At 56.5% G+C, this 18,020-nt stretch carries 15 protein-coding genes; 8 read left to right on the top strand and 7 right to left on the bottom strand.

From position 1 onward, the window contains the following. Positions 1–217: 217 nt before the first annotated feature. Positions 218–1,864 (top strand): glucose-6-phosphate isomerase, encoded by a 1,647-nt coding sequence (gene pgi / locus ACSOSI_RS23610; RefSeq protein WP_017894221.1) that lies wholly within the window; start codon positions 218–220, stop codon positions 1,862–1,864. A gap of 62 nt (positions 1,865–1,926) precedes the next feature. On the opposite strand, the gene ACSOSI_RS23605 is transcribed toward pgi, so the two are convergent. Beyond that, positions 1,927–3,360: a capsule assembly Wzi family protein gene (locus ACSOSI_RS23605; RefSeq protein ID WP_017894220.1), complete on the bottom strand. Its 1,434-nt coding sequence runs from the start codon at positions 3,358–3,360 to the stop codon at positions 1,927–1,929. 221 nt (positions 3,361–3,581) lie between these two features. Here ACSOSI_RS23605 and psiE point away from each other — a divergent pair, with 221 nt between their 5' ends. Beyond that, positions 3,582–3,989, top strand: a complete 408-nt coding sequence (gene psiE / locus ACSOSI_RS23600; RefSeq protein ID WP_012147169.1) for a phosphate-starvation-inducible protein PsiE — start codon at positions 3,582–3,584, stop codon at positions 3,987–3,989. A gap of 220 nt (positions 3,990–4,209) precedes the next feature. Here the strand turns inward: psiE and malG are convergent, their stop codons facing one another. The 3 genes from malG to malE all read right to left on the bottom strand — a co-directional run bounded on the left by malG (position 4,210) and on the right by malE (position 7,946). Beyond that, positions 4,210–5,100 (bottom strand): maltose ABC transporter permease MalG, encoded by an 891-nt coding sequence (gene malG / locus ACSOSI_RS23595; protein ID WP_012147168.1) that lies wholly within the window; start codon positions 5,098–5,100, stop codon positions 4,210–4,212. Positions 5,101–5,111: 11 nt separating this feature from the next. Next, a complete protein-coding gene (gene malF, locus ACSOSI_RS23590; protein ID WP_476706249.1) occupies positions 5,112–6,689 on the bottom strand; it encodes a maltose ABC transporter permease MalF in 1,578 nt (525 codons plus the stop codon). Positions 6,690–6,752: 63 nt separating this feature from the next. After that, positions 6,753–7,946, bottom strand: coding sequence for a maltose/maltodextrin ABC transporter substrate-binding protein MalE (gene malE / locus ACSOSI_RS23585; RefSeq protein ID WP_012147166.1), 1,194 nt, complete (start codon positions 7,944–7,946; stop codon positions 6,753–6,755). Positions 7,947–8,305: 359 nt separating this feature from the next. Between malE and ACSOSI_RS23580 the strand changes: the two genes are divergently transcribed. From ACSOSI_RS23580 to malM, 4 genes are all read left to right on the top strand, one after another. Then, positions 8,306–9,277: an alpha-amylase family glycosyl hydrolase gene (locus ACSOSI_RS23580; protein WP_012147165.1), complete on the top strand. Its 972-nt coding sequence runs from the start codon at positions 8,306–8,308 to the stop codon at positions 9,275–9,277. Continuing rightward, entirely contained in the window at positions 9,270–10,379 is a 1,110-nt protein-coding gene (malK, locus tag ACSOSI_RS23575) for a maltose/maltodextrin ABC transporter ATP-binding protein MalK (protein WP_419246259.1), read from the top strand. Before ACSOSI_RS23580 ends, malK begins: the two co-directional genes overlap by 8 nt. A 29-nt stretch (positions 10,380–10,408) precedes the next feature. Beyond that, positions 10,409–11,713 carry a maltoporin gene (locus tag ACSOSI_RS23570; RefSeq protein WP_153858812.1) on the top strand — a complete coding sequence of 435 codons (1,305 nt, stop codon included), beginning with the start codon at positions 10,409–10,411 and terminating at the stop codon, positions 11,711–11,713. A gap of 95 nt (positions 11,714–11,808) precedes the next feature. Further along, a complete protein-coding gene (gene malM, locus ACSOSI_RS23565) occupies positions 11,809–12,717 on the top strand; it encodes a maltose operon protein MalM (RefSeq protein ID WP_017894215.1) in 909 nt (302 codons plus the stop codon). A gap of 55 nt (positions 12,718–12,772) precedes the next feature. Here malM and ACSOSI_RS23560 read toward each other — a convergent pair whose 3' ends face one another. Genes ACSOSI_RS23560 through ACSOSI_RS23550 form a run of 3 tightly spaced genes read right to left on the bottom strand, consistent with a single transcriptional unit; the run spans position 12,773 to position 16,185 of the window. Continuing rightward, a complete protein-coding gene (locus ACSOSI_RS23560) occupies positions 12,773–13,756 on the bottom strand; it encodes a nucleoside hydrolase (protein WP_012147161.1) in 984 nt (327 codons plus the stop codon). Positions 13,757–13,778: 22 nt separating this feature from the next. Beyond that, complete coding sequence (locus ACSOSI_RS23555; RefSeq protein ID WP_375189593.1) at positions 13,779–14,780, bottom strand: LacI family DNA-binding transcriptional regulator; 1,002 nt, start codon at positions 14,778–14,780, stop codon at positions 13,779–13,781. 22 nt (positions 14,781–14,802) lie between these two features. Then, positions 14,803–16,185, bottom strand: a complete 1,383-nt coding sequence (locus tag ACSOSI_RS23550; protein WP_476706248.1) for an MFS transporter — start codon at positions 16,183–16,185, stop codon at positions 14,803–14,805. Positions 16,186–16,577: 392 nt separating this feature from the next. Between ACSOSI_RS23550 and ubiC the strand changes: the two genes are divergently transcribed. Further along, positions 16,578–17,102 carry a chorismate lyase gene (gene ubiC / locus ACSOSI_RS23545; protein ID WP_261277130.1) on the top strand — a complete coding sequence of 175 codons (525 nt, stop codon included), beginning with the start codon at positions 16,578–16,580 and terminating at the stop codon, positions 17,100–17,102. Further along, positions 17,099–17,992: a 4-hydroxybenzoate octaprenyltransferase gene (gene ubiA, locus ACSOSI_RS23540; RefSeq protein ID WP_012147157.1), complete on the top strand. Its 894-nt coding sequence runs from the start codon at positions 17,099–17,101 to the stop codon at positions 17,990–17,992. The genes ubiC and ubiA overlap by 4 nt, the downstream gene beginning before the upstream one ends. The last annotated feature ends 28 nt before the right edge of the window (positions 17,993–18,020 follow it).

Genomic DNA, 18,020 nt, shown 5'->3' with positions numbered 1-18,020 from the left:
ATTACGTCAATGACGTGGTGATAACCTGACACAGTTTAGTGACAGTTAACTAACCCTGATAACAGGCTGTTATCCAAAAGTATAGGGGAAGAGCTGAAACGATGCGGCGGCGTTTGACAGTTAGCGCCTATCGCAAGAAAAGAGATCATAATCACAGTCGAACAGGCTACAATCGGACAACCACGTCATCTTTATTCTCAAGCCTAAGAGTGTTGCTATGAAAAATATCAATCCTAGTCAAACCGCTGCTTGGCAAGCCCTGCAGCAACATTTCGAACAGATGAAAGATGTACAGATCAGCGATCTGTTTGCTCAGGACAAAGAGCGTTTCTCCAAGTTCTCTGCCACCTTCAACGATCAGATGCTGGTGGACTACTCTAAAAACCGCATTAGCGCGGAGACCCTGGAGAAGCTGCAGGCACTGGCGAAAGAAACCGATCTGCAAAGCGCGATCAAATCCATGTTTGCCGGTGAGAAAATCAACCGTACCGAAGACCGTGCGGTGCTGCACGTTGCCCTGCGCAACCGCAGCAATACCCCAATTATCGTGGACGGTAAAGACGTGATGCCGGAAGTGAACGCGGTGCTGGCCAAAATGAAACAGTTCTGCGACCGCGTGATTGGCGGTGACTGGAAAGGTTACACCGGCAAAGCCATTACCGACGTGGTGAACATCGGTATCGGCGGTTCTGATCTCGGCCCTTATATGGCGACCGAGGCGCTGCGCCCTTACAAAAACCACCTGAATATGCATTTTGTCTCCAACGTTGACGGCACCCATATCGCCGAAACGCTGCAGCCACTGAACCCGGAAACCACCCTGTTCCTGGTGGCGTCCAAAACCTTCACTACTCAGGAAACCATGACCAACGCCCACAGCGCGCGCGACTGGTTCCTGAGCACTGCCGGTGACCAAAAACACGTGGCGAAACACTTTGCTGCGTTGTCGACCAACGGCAAGGCGGTGGGTGAGTTCGGTATTGATACCGCCAATATGTTCGAATTCTGGGACTGGGTCGGCGGTCGTTATTCCCTGTGGTCGGCGATTGGCCTGTCAATTGCCTTGTCGCTGGGCTTTGATAACTTCGAACAACTGCTGAGTGGTGCGCATGCGATGGACCAACATTTCGCACAAACTCCGGCAGAGAAAAACCTGCCGGTGCTGCTGGCGCTGATCGGCATCTGGTACAACAATTTCTTCGGTGCAGAAACCGAAGCTATCCTGCCTTACGACCAGTACATGCATCGTTTTGCTGCTTACTTCCAGCAGGGCAACATGGAATCCAACGGTAAGTATGTCGATCGCAACGGCAACCCGGTGGATTACCAGACCGGCCCAATCATCTGGGGCGAGCCAGGCACCAACGGTCAGCACGCGTTTTACCAGTTGATCCATCAGGGGACCAAGCTGGTGCCTTGCGACTTTATCGCACCGGCCATCAGCCACAACCCGCTGAGCGACCACCACGCCAAACTGCTGTCGAACTTCTTCGCACAGACCGAAGCGCTGGCGTTCGGTAAATCGCTGGAAGTGGTAGAGGCCGAGTTTGCCGCACAGGGTAAAACGCCGGAAGAGGTCAAGCACGTGGCGCCGTTCAAGGTGTTTGAAGGCAACCGCCCGACCAACTCCATCCTGCTGCGTGAGATCACCCCGTTCAGCCTGGGCAGCCTGATTGCCCTGTATGAACACAAGATCTTCACCCAGGGCGCGATCCTGAACATCTTCACCTTCGACCAATGGGGCGTGGAGCTGGGCAAGCAGCTGGCAAACCGCATCCTGCCGGAACTGGCGGGTGACGAAGCGGTCAGCAGCCATGATAGTTCAACCAATGCGCTGATCAACCGCTTCAAAGAATGGCGTTAATTACCGCCTGAATTGATGCCAATAAAAAACCCGCCGCGGCGGGTTTTTTTACATCTGAACGATTACAGATCGATTGGCACTTCGAAACTGATGCCTGCGCCCACGTCATCGGCGGTGCTGGCATGGCTATCGGTGTACCACAGGCTGGTATCGAATTTGACCTGGGAAGGAAGGGTGTAACCCCAGCCCAGTTGAATGCCTTTCAGCGTGTCAGATTTCGGGAACGCCTGGTTGATTGACTGGTTGTTCGGGTTCACTTTGGCATAGACCAAACGGGTGCTCCAGCGTTGGCTGTCGTCCAGCACCAGCTCTACACGGCCGGACAGCATTTGCCCGTCGCCACCCATTGCATGACCCAGTGGGTAGCCTTGCTGGTAGTAGCCACCTTTGTAAATGTAGTGATTGTACATAACGTTGTTGGCATTGCCGTTGGAGCGAGTATCAGTGCCCTCAATGTGCCAGTTGATGGTGGTTGGGCCCCATTCCGGGTGGCCTTCCAGACCTAAAAGATAGGCATTGTGCGACGGCAACATGCCGGCTTCATCTTCACCGGTGATTTGGCCGTAGAAGCTGACTGGCAGGCCAATCAGCGGCTGCATTTTCAGCTTGAAGTCAAACCCGCCAAGCTGGTTGCCCGGATCGTTTTTCGGGTCGCCGGTGTTGTCATTGCCGGTCACACCGTCCCAGAACGAACTCCAGGAGTGCGGACGGCCATCGCCACCCCACATCATGACGCGTGAAGCGCCCAGTTCGAGGAAATTGGTCGGCATCATGGTAAAACGACCGCCAATCAGTTTGGTATCAGGCACGGCAGTGTATTGCGACAGCTGGCCGGCGGTCAGCTGGTACTGCCAACGGCCAATCCACGACAGCCAAGGGGTTTCAAACGGTGATTGATCGGCACGTTGCAGCATAAAACCGGCAACCGGGCGTGCGGCGTCGGAACGAATCAGGCTGCCGTCATAGCCCGGTCCCCACCACTGGGAAACCTCGCCGAAGGACAACCATTGGTTCCAGATTTTCACTGCACCATAGGAGCCGTTCAGGTTGAATTTGGAGCCGTCGCTGACGCGTTGATCGCCCTCGACCGAACCCTGAACGCGCACGTCCCAAAACTCGCCGTTGGCACCGGCACCGATAGTCAGGCTTTGGTCAGCATATTGGTTCTGGCCGAAGCCCTGTGGCGTGCCCGGTTTGTCGGTGGCAGCGTAGCCGCTGACGCGAATATTGGCTTTTAAGTCACCGACGCGGCGTTGAACGCGGTCGAGAACGTTTTTCTCGGTATTGGTTACCGGTTTGGCCTGTGAAATTACGGAGCTGATTTCTTCCTGGCTCAGTGGCCAGGTGGACAGGCTGACGTTGATGACGCCACGGTCGGACAGCCAGGCGAGGTCATTACGCAGGTCATTATCAGGGGTTACCAATCCGCTGGCATGGCCGCTCAATGCACAGGTAAACAGGCCTGCGGCGACCAGTCCGTTAAGTTTAGCGCGCATAAATATTCCCTTGTTAATTCGAGTTGTTTGTTTTATGTAAAGATCTATGACCCATCATAGTGGACATTTCAATTTGCTACAAATATATCCATATGAAACATTAAAGTGTAACCTTTTGAATAATATTTAATTTTTTCAGGCCCTGCGCAGATGTTAATTTTTAAGATAATGCCTATGTCAGGATGCGCGAATAACTACAGTGGTATTGATGGGGAATATTTATGGCAAAAACCTCTCGTTCGGTGATGATCGCCAAAGGGTTGCAACGGGTGTTGAACGTGGGGCTGTTGCTGCTGGCGGCGATCCTGATCGTCTTTTTGGTGAAAGAAACCATTCATTTGGCGAAAGTCTTATTTGTCAACAACGAGGAATCGACGTCCTATTTGCTGATTGAAGGGATTGTGATTTACTTCCTCTACTTTGAGTTTATCGCCTTGATTGTGAAGTATTTTGAATCGGGTTATCACTTCCCACTGCGCTACTTTATTTATATCGGCATTACCGCGATTATTCGTTTGATCATAGTGGATCATGAAAACCCAATAGACACGTTAATTTATTCTGCCGCGATATTGTTGCTGGTGGTGACGCTTTATCTGGCGAATACCGACCGCTTAAAAAGAGAGTAAATAGTATAAAAATGGCGGCCTGTAAGGGCCGCCGAAGACACAGGTATAGATTACCCGTCGCCTTTCAAGCTACAAGCGTTGTTAACTGCACTCGCCAACCCCAGTTACTTACTAAAGTAAGCGCCTGAGGATGGGCGAGCTGGTCGCCTAGCTGTAACTTGAAATCCATAGGGTAAAGAAATAGAACGAAGTACATCAAGCGTATTGCAGTGGCACAAAACTAACCTTTCACCCCACCGGCCGTCAGGCCACCGACCAGCCAGCGCTGCGCCAGCAGGAAGACGGCGGTAATCGGAATCGCTGACAGCACCGCCGCAGCGGCAAAGTCGCCCCACAAATAGTTCTGCGGGTTCAGATATTGCTGCATCCCAACCGCCAGCGTATAGCTGTTGACGTCGCGCAACAGCAGCGAGGCCACCGGCACCTCGGTGATGGCGGCGATGAACGATAGAATAAACACCACCGCCAGAATCGGCACCGACAGCGGCAACAGTACCAAACGGAAAGCCTGCCACGGGCTGGCCCCGTCCAGTGCCGCCGCTTCTTCCAGCGAGTTATCGATGGTTTCGAAATAGCCCTTGATGGTCCAGACGTGCAGCGCGATGCCGCCCATATAGGCGAAGATCACCCCGCCATGGGTGTTCAAACCGATAAACGGAATGTATTGGCCCAGACGATCAAACAACGCATACAGTGCCACCAGTGACAGTACCGCCGGGAACATCTGGAAAATCAGCATGCTTTTCAGCAGGGTGCTTTTACCGCGAAAACGCATGCGGGCAAAGGCATAGGCACAGGTGGTAGACAGCGTGACGATGCCGATGGCGGTGATCACCGCGATCTTGATCGAGTTCCACAGCCACAGCAGGACCGGGAACGGCGGTGGGGTGACGCTGCCATCGGCGTGCGTCACGCTCATGCCGAGCGCCAACCGCCAGTGATCCCAGGAAATTTGTTCCGGTATCAGGCTGCCGGTGGCGAAGTTGCCAGAGCGCAGCGAGATAGTGACGACCATCAGCAGCGGGAACATGATCAGGGCGATAAAGCACAGCATCAGTGCATGGGTTATCCACAGGCGCAGACGCTGGGATTTGGGTTGGACCATAGCCATTATTTTTCTCCCTAGTCGAAGTTCATCTTGCTGGCTTTCAGATTCAGGATCGCCAGGGCGCCCACCAGCAGGAAGATCAGCGTGGCAATTGCCGCCGCCAGCCCGAAGTCCTGTCCGCCGCCGCCTTCGAAGGCGATGCGGTAGGTGTAGCTGACCAGCAGGTCGGTATAACCGGCCGGCGTGGTGGTACCGATCATGTCCGGCCCGCCGTTGGTCAACAGTTGGATCAGCACGAAGTTATTAAAGTTGAAGGCGAAACTGGCGATCATCAGCGGCGTCAGCGGTTTAATCAGCAGCGGCAGAGTGATGCGGAAAAAGTTCTGCATCGGGGTGGCGCCGTCCATCGCCGAAGCCTCGTACAGGTCGTCCGGGATGGCTTTCAGCAGCCCCATGCACAGGATCATCATGTACGGATAACCCAGCCAGGTATTGACGATCAAAATCATGCTTTTGGCGGTGACAGGGTCGCTGAACCAGGCCGGTTTGATACCGAACAGATGGCTGAGCATCATGTTGATTTCACCGAAGCTTTGGTTGAACAACCCCTTGAAAATCAGAATCGAAATAAACGACGGCACCGCGTAGGGCAGTATCAGCATCACGCGATAGATTGCTTTGCCTTTCAGCGCTTCCCACTGCACCACGCAGGCCAGCACCATGCCTACCGCCACGGTGAGGATCACGGTCATCACCGAGAACACGATGGTCCAGATGAAGATCGACACGAATGGCTTCTTGATGCCTTCGTCCTGCAACACACGCAGGAAGTTTTTCCCGCCAATGGTGACGGTATAGCCCGGACTTAGCGTTTCTTTGGCCCAGTTACCGTCGGCGTTCACCGCCTGATAAAAGCCAATCTCCGGGTTCGGCCGGTATTGAATATGGGTCTGTTGGTCGGTCAGCGCATTGCTGTCCTTATCCAGTGCGTAAAGCGGACTGGTACCGGAAAACTGGCGCAGGGAACTCATGCGCAGCTCACCGCCGTCCGGTAATTGTGCCACCAGTTGGCTCAGTGCCTGACGGTTTTGAGTGATCACCCGCAGCGTGGCGCGCTCGCCTGCCGGTTTGGCGCTTTCTTCGACCAGTTTTAGCGTTTGCGGTGCGTTGGCATCAAAGCTGAAAGGCTGGGAAATCAGCTGCTGGCCGTTGTCCGGGTGGGTTAACTGCAGACGCCAGCGTTGGTTTTCCGCCGGATACAGGCCGAAGGTAAAGGTCTTGCCGGTCTGGAATTGCCGTTGCATCAGCACCGACTGGGCGCGCTCAAAGGTGAGCTGATTGGTGCTGCTGTAGTTGGTAAAGGCGATGGCGATAGTGCAAATCAGCGGAAACAGGACAAACAGCCCCATGCCGGCGATGCCAGGATAAACGTAGCGCCAGGCATAAGCGCGGCGGTTAGCGAAGACGTAAAGCCCGGCGCTGACCAGAATCAGCGTCAGAATGGCAAACAGGTATTCACCCTGTGCATACATCAACACAATCAGATAGCAGGTAACCAGGCTGAACAGGCCGATAACCAGCCATTTCAGTATGTCACTCTGCCACCACTTCGACTTTTTGCGCGCAGGTGAACCGGCGTGAGCTAATTGCATAGGGCGTTCCTTTCTGTGAAGCCACAGCGGGGTGCCTGTCTGCACCCCGCACAACATAGTGTGTTACTTGGTGATACGGGTCTGTACGTCATCCAGCGCGGCTTTCACCGTCTGGCGGCCGCTGACGGCGTTGATCACCGCACTGCGCTCGGCATACCAGAAGGCGCTCATCTGCGGGATATTTGGCATGATTTCGCCGTTCTGTGAGTTTTCCATGGTGGCGGCAATCTTCGGATCTTTCGCCAGTTGTTCCTGATAGGACTTCAGCGCTACAGCGCCCAGCGGTTTGTCCTTGTTGACGTCCGCCAGCCCTTCGTTGGTCAGCAGGTAGTTTTCCAGGAATTCGGTCGCCAGCTCTTTGTTCGGGCTGGCGGCGTTGATCCCGGCGGTCAGTACGCCGACGAAAGGTTTGGAAGGCTTGCCTTTAAAGGTTGGCAGCAGGGTCACGCCGTAGTTGATTTTGCTTTGTTCGATGTTTGACCAGGCCCATGGGCCATTGATGGTCATCGCGGTCTGGCCTTTATTGAACGCGGCTTCGGCAATCGAGTAATCGGTATCGGCGTTGATGTGTTTGTTTTTCACCAGATCGACGATGAACTGCAGGCCTGCCTGTGAACCGGTATTGGCCACGCCTACGTCCTTGATGTTGTACTTGCCGTTCTCATACTTGAAGGCATAACCGCCGTCGGCAGCGATAATCGGCCAGGTGAAGTAGGGTTCTTGCAGGTTCCACATGATGGCGCTCTTGCCTTTGGCGCGCAGCTCTTTGTCCAGCGCCGGGATCTCTTCCCAGGTTTTTGGCGCCTGTTTGATCAGGTCTTTGTTATAAATCAGCGACAGCGCTTCCACCGCGATCGGGTAGCCGATCAGCTTGCCGTCGTAGCGCACCGCGTCCCAGGTGAATGGGAACAGTTTGTCCTGGAAGGCTTTGGAAGGATGGATTTCGGCCAGCAGGCCCGACTGCGCGTAGCCGCCAAAGCGGTCATGGGCCCAGAAGATAATATCCGGGCCGTCGCCGGTGGCGGCAACCTGCGGGTATTTCTCTTCCAGCTTATCCGGGTGCTCGATGGTGACTTTGATACCGGTGTCTTTCTCAAATTTTTTGCCGACCTCGGCCAGGCCGTTATAGCCCTTATCGCCGTTGATCCAGATAACCAGTTTCCCTTCCTCGATCTTGGCGAAGGCGGAAGAAGAAAGCACCAACGTGGTCAGAGCCGAAAGCACCAGTGTGCGGGCGGTGGTAAAGCTGCGAGTCATAATCCAATCCTTCTTTTTTATGGGCACGTTAATCAAGGAGAGAGGTTTCGCGGTAATAGTGGGTCACAAAGCGACACATTCTCATCCTCCCCCCCTCTACGCCCCATGCCTGCGTAGTGTGATCCAGTTAACATTGCTCTCTATTCTGTGGCGTCAGACACAAAATAGGGGGACGATTTTTGCCAGGCAGATCACAGATTTGTCTTAAGCGTGGAACTTCTCACCGCCGCGGTCGTTCCCTCATCCTCCCATCTCCTCCCCCATGAAAAATCCTGTTACGGATGATTACCCTTTGTGGGGTTTACCGCACTATCGGCCACATTGATTTTTATCGCCACGAGCAGCAGGGAACCGGATTTATGTCGCCAATGCCTACCGCCACTCAACCCACCCTGTATCGGATCCATCCGGTCAGTTTCCGTGATGGAAACGGGGATGGGGTGGGCGACACCCACGGCATGATTGCGGCCTTGCCCTACCTGAGCACGCTGTCGATTGACGGCCTGGTGTTGCCGCAGGCGTTGGCGGCCCAGGAGGAAGCGGCGGTCGTTGCCCAGGGGTTGGCCCTGTGGTACTGCGACGGGCCAAACCACATTCGTCGCGCCGCGGCACCGCAACAATATTTGCGCAGCCCACTGGCGCTGGAAGTGGTGCCCTTTAGCGTGGAGAGGCTGGTTGAGGTTTTGAATGCTCGCCGCACCACGTTGGCAGAAAGCCTGTGGAGCACCGGTGATGCTGACCAGCCTCGGGTGGTCAGCCACTGGGGGCAGGGTAACTTGCGCTCCGCCGATGCCTTTTTGACGCTGTTGGCGATGCTGCCCGCACCCATTTGCCTGTATCAGGGGGAAGAGCTGGGCTTGCCGCACGCGGCTGGTTTGCAGGATCCGCTCGGCGCGCAAACGCCGATGCCATGGCATGAGGCCCCTGAGCAAGTGACTGCCGGTGAGATCCACTGGTATCAGCAGGTGGCGATTGAACATCGCGCGCTGGCCATCAGTCGCCAGCAGTATGACAACCAATCCACCTTGCGTTACTGCCAGTCCTTGCTGGCGCTGCGCCGTTTAGCGGTGATCCAGCAGGGGGAACTGAGCGCGGTCAGCCAGAGTAATGGTGTCGTTAGATTACTTATTACCCATCAGGATCAATGCCTTGAAGCGCTGATTAACCTGCAGCCTTATACTCAGGCGGCCGCACCGTCTGAGGCGACCTTGCCACTGGCTTGGCAGCACGGTGCACAGCAAGAGGGTCATCAATGGGTTTTGGCGGGTTTTGCGTCCGCCATTTTTACACGAAATGTTAACTGCGAAAGCAGGGGAGTAACGCATGGCTAGCGTCACATTGCGCAGCGTTTATAAGGCTTTCGGCGAAACGGTGATTTCCAAAGACGTCAATCTGACGATCAATGACGGTGAGTTTGTGGTGTTTGTCGGGCCATCGGGCTGCGGCAAATCGACGCTGCTGCGCATGATCGCCGGGCTGGAGGACATAACCTCCGGTGAGCTGATGATCGGCGATAAACGTATGAATGAGGTGCCGCCGTCCGAGCGCGGCATCGGCATGGTATTCCAGTCTTACGCGCTGTATCCGCACCTGTCGGTGGCCGACAACATGTCGTTCGGCCTGAAGCTGGCCGGGGCTAAAAAAGCGGAAATCAATCAGCGGGTCAATCAGGTATCGGAAGTGCTGCAACTGGCTCACTTGCTCGACCGGCGGCCAAAAGCGCTGTCCGGCGGGCAGCGTCAGCGGGTGGCTATCGGCCGTACGCTGGTGGCAGAGCCGGACGTGTTCCTGCTCGATGAGCCGCTGTCCAACCTCGACGCCGCGCTGCGAGTGCAGATGCGCATTGAGATCTCCCGTCTGCACAAGCGTCTGCAGCGCACCATGATATACGTCACCCACGATCAGGTTGAAGCGATGACTTTGGCCGACAAGATCGTGGTGCTGGATGCCGGGCGCGTCGCTCAGATCGGCAAGCCGTTGGAGCTGTACCACTATCCAGCCAACCGCTTTGTCGCCGGCTTTATCGGATCGCCGAAAATGAATTTCCTGCCGGTCAAAGTGACCGCCGTAGAGCCTCAACAGGTCCAGGTCGAACTGCCTAACAGTCAACTGGTGTGGTTACCGGTGGAAGGCTCGCAGGTGCAGGCCGGCTCGAACATGTCACTGGGCATTCGCCCGGAGCATCTGTTGCCTGGTGATGCCTCTGAAGTTCGGCTGACCGGTGACGTACAGGTGGTGGAGCAACTCGGCAACGAGACGCAAATCCACATCCAAATCCCGGCAATTCGTCAAAACCTGGTTTACCGCCAGAACGACGTGGTGCTGGTAGAAGAAGGTGCAACATTCGCCATTGGCCTGCCGCCTCACCGCTGCCATCTGTTCCGTGAAGACGGTACGGCATGTAAACGGCTGCACCAGGAGCCGGGCGTTTAAAGCATCACAGTCTGTATAACAGGAGAATAATGATGACTACTCTGCGCAAACTTCCTCTGGCACTGGCAATCGCCGCTGGTGTTCTCACCACTCAGGCCATGGCCCTTGATTTTAAAGGCTATGCCCGTTCCGGCATCGGCTGGACCGGCAGTGGCGGTGAGCAACAGTGCTTCAAGGCCACCGGCGCCGACAGCAAATACCGTCTCGGTAACGAATGTGAAACCTACGCCGAACTGAAGCTGGGTCAGGAAGTGTGGAAAGAGGGCGACAAAAGCTTCTACTTCGATACCAACCTGGCTTACTCGGTTTCACAACGTTCCGACTGGGAAGACGTGACGCCAGGCTTCCGTGAAGTGAACGTGCAGGGTAAAAACCTGATTGAATGGCTGCCGGGTGCCAATATGTGGGCCGGTAAGCGTTTCTATCAGCGTCATGATGTTCACATGATTGACTTCTACTACTGGGATATCTCAGGTCCGGGTGCCGGTCTGGAAAATATCGATCTGGGCTTCGGCAAGCTGTCTGCTGCCGTGACCCGTAACTCCGAATCCGGCGGTTCTTACGGTTATCTGGATAATGAACTGGACCAACGTCCGACCGTCAACGACACCTTCGACGTGCGTCTGGCCGGTCTGGAATTGAATCCGGGCGGTACCCTGGAGCTGGGTCTGGACTACGGTCGGGCTAACGCGCAGGACGGCTACAGCCTGGCCGATGGCGCCAGCAAAGACGGCTGGTTGGTGACTGCGGAACATACCCAGAGCATCCTGACCGGCTACAACAAGTTCGTGCTGCAATACGCCACTGACTCAATGACCTCGCAGAACAACGGCCGTAGCCAGGGGTCAACCATCGACAACAACGGCAAGATGATCCGCGTGCTGGATCACGGTGCCATCGACTTCAACGATCAATGGGCGATGATGTATGTCGCCATGTTCCAGGACATCGATCGCGACAACAACAACGGCAGCACCTGGTACACCGTGGGCGTGCGCCCAATGTACAAATGGACGCCTATCATGAGCACCCTGCTGGAAGCCGGTTACGACAACGTGAAATCCCAGCGCACTGGCGATCGCAACGGCCAGTACAAGGTCACCCTGGCGCAACAGTGGCAGGCGGGCAACAGCATCTGGTCACGTCCGGCTATCCGCGTATTTGCGACCTACGCCAAGTGGGATGAGAAATGGGGCTACGCGACTTCCAGCGACGCAGAGGGCAATCCAGGTCTGAAAGCCGGCACCGCGTATAACGACACCAGCATGCACACCTTCAGCCGTGGCAATGACGATGAAGTCACCTTCGGCGCCCAGATGGAAATCTGGTGGTAATGAGATAACGGGGAGAGCCAGGTGCTCTCCCCAACCTGTATTCGCCGACATCGTCTCTCTTGCCTGAGCCGCGTCGGTTACCTTGGGGTATCACAATGAAAAAGAATCTGCTGTCTCTATGCCTGTCACTGGCTCTTACCGTTGGTGCACCACTGGTGGCCAATGCCGATACGCCGGCCAATGTATCCATAGCTCCGGCTATTAGTTCCAGCACGCTGCAAAGCCTGCCATGGCAACCGCTGGTGCCACCGGTCAGCCAGAATGTGAAACTGGATAATGTCAGCCCGCAAATTAATCAGGGTGATATTCAGGGCGCTATCGCCGCCTATACGCTGCCGGCCGATCGCGGTTCGCTGGAAGTCACACTGAGCAGTATCAGCAAGAACAACTCAATTTACGCGCCGAGCGTACTGGTGCTGGATGAACACCTGCGTCCGGCGGCCTATTATCCGAGCAGCTATTTCCCTTATCAGCCACCGGGTGCGATGTCATCCGATCGCCTTGAGGGCACGCTGAAACTGACGCCGGCACTGGGCCAAAAGCAGATTTATTTGCTGGTATACACCACCCGTCAGGATCTGGCGAAAACCACCCAATTGACTAACCCGGCGAAGGCTTATGCGCAGGGCGTGGGTAACGCGGTACCGGATATTCCGGATCCGATCGCCAGCCACAGCACCAGCGGCACCATCAAACTGAAAGTTACGGCCGAACAGGGCAGCGGCAATATCATGATTGGCATGCTGCAACCGGCACCGGCGGCGGCACCAGTGGTAGTGGGATCAACCGCGGCGGTTGCTGCAGCACCGACTCCGGCACCGGCTCCAACCAAACCGGCGGAACCGATGTTGAATGACACCGAAAGTTACTTTAACAACGGCATCAAACAGGCAGTGAAGGCGGGGGATATCGATAAAGCGCTGAAACTGATGAATGAGGCTGAAAAACTGGGTTCTACCACAGCGCGTGAAACGTTTATTGGCAGCGTGAAAGGCAAGGGGTAGTACCCGACGCTGCCGATGCTGGCTTGATGATTGGTGCGCCCCGGCGCACCTTTTTTCATTCGTCGGCCAGTGTTTCACCGATCAACGCCAGCAGGCGCGCATTGTCCACCTGCTGCATTATCCGCACCGGTCGACCTTCGGCTTCCGGCATGCCGACCGTCAGGCGCAGACTTTCCGGTCGCCAGCGACGGGAGCTGCCGCGCGTTATGGCACCTTCCAGCGCCACGTCGACAAAATATTCCTCCGTGGTGACCAACTGCGGTTCCAGCAGCCAGGCAATCACCAGTGCATCATGGATCCAGCAGCCCGGCAGATGGCGGGTATGGCGAGAGTAGTCGATCCAGGGCTGAGTGGTGGTTCGCAGGTAGCGGCACAGCGGCGTATCCGGCTGGGTCATTTGGGCCAGGTCAGCCTGCGTCAGCATGGTTTGCGTGGTGACATCCAGCGGAGCGAGCGTGATATTGGCACCGCTGGTCAGCACCTGTCTGGCCGCTTCCGGATCCAGGCCGAAATTGGTGTCCTTGATGTAACCCTCGACGTTGAACACCCCACCCATAATCACGATTTCCTTCACCGCCTGCGCCATCTGCGGGTACAGCTGCAAGGCATGGGCGACGTTGGTCAGCGGACCGATTGCTGCCAGGGTTATCTCGCCGGGGTGATTGCAGATCAACTCGCCGATCGCTACGGCGGCATTGGGGGTGGGTATTGTGGCGGCTTGGGGATAAGGCGTATTACGCCACAGGGTGGCTAGCTGCGGATCGGTAATCGCCCGATCCAGATGGGTGCGCCAGGGTTCTGGCGCTTCGCTCAATGCTCGCGTTGCGCCAGCCACCACCGGCACCTGATAACCGGTTTGCTGCAACAAATGGCTGGCCACGGCAAAACCGACGTCGCGCGGCGTATTGCCGGCCACGATGCTGATAAGCTCCAGTGAGAGCTGAGGTTTGGCTGCCAGCGCCAGCGCCAGGGCCAGCCCGTCGTCAACGTTGGCGCCGGGAATGCCGTTGCCGGGATCGCAATCAATAATCAAACGCATAGCAGTTACCTGAATCAATAAACTAGCAGCCGCACGATCGGCGGATATGCAGCTGGAAGGCGAATTCGTGCAGTTCTGGCTGCGCGGTACCGGTGGCCAACATGGCGATGGCCTGCCTGGCCATCGCGTCGATCGGTTGTTCGACCGCGCTGAGCGGCGGCACGCTGAATTCGGATTGTTGGGTGCCGTTAAAGCAAATGATAGCCAGATCGTCCGGCACGCGCAGTTGATGTTCCGCCAGCGCTGACAGACAGCCAAGTGCCTGTTGTTCGTTGGAGGTGAATATGGCGCGTGGGCGGGGGCCTTGCAGCATTTTCTGGCTGGCCTGATAGCCGCCCTGTCGGGTATAGGGTGCTTCAAAAATCCATTCTTCACGCGGCGTAATACCCGCCTCAATCAGCGCGTCACGCCAGCCGTTAAGGCGATCTTGTGCGTTGAGCATGGTCAGCGGGCCAACAAAAATGCCGAGCTCCCGATAGCCGTGCTGCAACAGATGGCGTGTGGCCTGGCAGGCGGCGTCGCGTTCATTAACGCGGATGGCGCTGATACCGGCATGGCTGTCGATGGTATCTATCATCACGCAGGGGGTGCCGGAATTGCGGATCAGATCAAACCAGGGATGACGATCGACGCTGGTATACAGCAGCCCGTCAACCTGACGGCGCAGCAGGTGGTTAATCAGCTCGTGCTCGTGCTGCCGGTCGTCGCCGGCGTCCCCCAACAGCAGCACGCGGCCATGGTTGAAGGCTTCACGCTGCAGTGCCCGTGCCATTGAGGCAAAAAACGGGTTGGAAATATCGGGAACCACTAATCCATAAGTCAGAGTATTGCCCGAAGCCAGCGCCCGGGCGATGTCGTTCGGCCGGTAACCGGTTTGCTCGATCGCCGCCAGCACCCGCAAACGGGTAGCTTCTGCCACCGGGCGCGGACCGTTATTGATCACATAACTGACTACCGCGACCGAGGTGCCCGCTACGCGGGCGACGTCGGCGCGGGTGATACGCCGCGCGGATTGATTATCCAAGTTGGATTCCTGTACGCCCTGATTACACCGCGTCCTGCGGCAGGTTAAGGTCGCGGCCACGGGTTTCCGGTGCAAAGAAGGTGGTGATTAAGCCAATGCCTGCCATTACAACAAAATAGCAGGCAACAGGCCACCAGTGACCGAAACCGGCCAGCAGCGCAGTAGCGATCAGCGGTGCGGTCCCACCGGAGAGGATCGACCCCAGTTCCTTGGCGAAAGCCATTTTTGAGTAGCGGTTTTTGACGCCGAACAGTTCCACTCCATAGGCCGCCTGCACGCCAAAAATGCCCAAAGATGCGATGCACATGCCGACCACAATCACCGAAATCACTATCGCCGGCTCACGGCTGTCGAGCAGCCAGAAGGCCGGGAAGGCGTACAGCACCAGCAGCAGGCAGAACCAGCGGTAAGTGACGCGGCGGCCGAAGCGGTCAGAAAGCCAACCCGCCAGCGGGATCACCAGGAAACCGCACAGCGAGGCGATCATCACCGCCAGCGCCGGCACCGATTTATCCACCATCAGCACCTTGGCCACATAACCGACGATAAAACCCTGGCACAGATAGGACGGGCCATTCTCACCAATACGCAGGCCGAGCATGATCCAGAAGGCTTTGGTGCGCTGCAGGTAGCTGCGGTTATCCGTTGCCACGGGAGCGTTGTCCAGCATGCGCTGACGGTTTTGTTGCAGTTCGCGTTCAAATACCGGGGTTTCACGCACGTGACGGCGCAGGTAGAGAGCGCCCCCGGCGATCAGGATGCTGGCGAGGAACGGAATGCGCCAGCCCCAGGCGATCAGATCGGCCTTGTCCAATTGCAACACCAGCAACCAGACCAGCGAGGCTAACAGAGTACCGCTGTTGGAGCCGATCGCAATGATCGAAGCGACCAGACCACGGCGTTTGGCCGGTGCGTATTCTGCCAGCATCACCGCGCCTCCGGACAGCTCTGCCCCGGCACCGAAGCCCTGGGCAAAACGCAAGATCACCAGGCAGGTGGGGGCCCAGACGCCGATTTGGGCGTAAGAAGGGATCAGCCCGATCAAGGTGGTAGAGACGCCCATCAACGCTACCGTGGTGAGCAGCACCACGCGGCGGCCCTTACGGTCGCCAATCCAGCCGAAAACCAACGCGCCGATAGGTCGGGCAATAAAACCGACGGAGTAGGTGGCGAAGCTGGCCAGCAACGCCACCATTGGGGTGGCTTCTGGGAAGAACACGTCGCCGAACACCATGCCGGCCGCCAGGCCATACAGGGCAAAATCGACATATTCCATTGCCGTGCCGAGCCAGCACGAGAAAGTGGCGCGCCAGAATTGGCCGCGCCCTTCTTTGGTGGTCAAACGTTCATCGGCCGCCAAGGTTTCGTCGGTGGCCTGTGGGGTTGCAAGCGTTGTTTCGCTCATGGCATTGATATCCTCTTTTCGTCATGCGCCATAAATGGCGCCGTTAAAGATGGTTTCCCTGGTGTCGGCAAGAAGGTTTGCTGACAAAGTTTTGAACTGTTGGCGATTCAACGCTGCAGTAACAAGGGTATCTACGCGCGTAGATAAAACAATGCTGCAGGAGTGAAAATTTGCTGAGGATCACATAATCCCCACCGCGCCGGAGAATGAAGGTAAAGAAAACAGATGGCAGAAAGATGACAAGGTGGTGCTTTAAGGCGCGAAGTTTTGCTGTGTGGCACCCCTCGAATCAGCCTGCCGCTTTTGAATTTCTGCGTTACAATGGGCGCCTGTTAACAGTTTGTCTGGTCTGGCGCGGCCGCAGGGCGCGGCGTCAGGCATGGAGTAGAACAATGTCAGGCAACAGGGATTCGATCCTACCGCCGCTGGAGTGGTTATCCGCGCAACATCCTCCGGCACCCGCCGCCGTCAGCGATTGGCTGATGGAACCAGGTTCCATGACGCGCCGCTTTGAACGCCACTGTGGGCGGGTGCACGTCGAACCGCAGCGCGAATGTTTTATTACCCGCGACCAACTGGGGGAAGAGGCAGAACATCTGCCGGACAGTCCGCGCTATTGGCTGCGTGAAGTTGTGTTGTTGGGCGATAACCAGCCCTGGCTATTGGGGCGCACGGTGATCCCGTTGGAAACTCTGACCGGCCCTGATCTGGCATTGGTGGATTTGGGTACCTTGCCACTGGGCCGCTATCTGTTCAGCAGCGATGAACTGACTCGCGATTACATTCATATTGGACGGCAAGATGCACTGTGGGCGCGCCGTTCCCGCCTGCGGCTGGCGGGTAAGCCGCTGTTGCTGACCGAACTGTTTTTACCGGCTTCGCCGCTGTACGCGACAGGAAGTTCGGTTCCCGAATGATGAGGAGAGAAAAAACCTTGGAAGGAAGCGTGAATCAAAGCAAATGGCAGGCTTATAGCCATCTGATGCGCATTAATAAACCCATTGGCACCTTGCTGTTGCTGTGGCCGACGCTGTGGGCACTGTGGCTGGCGGGCAAGGGCGTGCCGTCGCTGTCTATCCTGGTGGTGTTCGTGGTTGGGGTCTTCCTGATGCGTGCCGCCGGTTGTGTCGTGAATGATTACGCCGATCGCGCTGTCGATGGCCACGTGAAACGCACTGCCGCTCGTCCGATGCCGAGTGGCCGGGTGAGCGAGAAAGAGGCCAAGGTGCTGTTTGTGGTGTTGGTGCTTGTCTCGTTCGGGCTGGTGCTGACGCTCAATGCGATGACCATCTGGCTGTCACTGGCGGCGCTGGCGCTGGCGTGGGCCTATCCGTTTATGAAACGGGTCACTCATCTGCCGCAGTTTGTTCTTGGCGCGGCGTTTGGCTGGGGGATCCCGATGGCCTATGCCGCCGTCAGCGAGTCGTTGCCACTGAGCTGCTGGCTGTTGCTGCTGGCCAATATTTGCTGGACGGTGGCTTACGACACCTTATATGCGATGGTTGACCGTGACGATGACCTGAAGATTGGCATTAAATCTACGGCCATTTTGTTTGGTCGTTACGACAAGCTGATCGTCGGTTTGCTGCAGTTCGCCACGCTGCTGCTGATGCTGTGGGTAGGCTATCTGACGCAGATGAGCGGGGCCTTTTACTGGTCGCTGTTGCTGGCCGGTGCCTTGTTTATCCATCAGCAAAAACAGATTGCCACCCGTGAGCGTGACGCTTGCTTCAAGGCGTTCATGGATAACAATTATGTCGGGCTGGTGTTGTTTATCGGTATTGCACTGAGTTACTGGCAGGGTTAAGGCGTTACCGCAATAAAAAAGGCACCCG

It is taken from the genome of Serratia sp. AR11, assembly GCF_056376275.1.
This window is presented reverse-complemented; position numbering and strand designations above follow the sequence as displayed.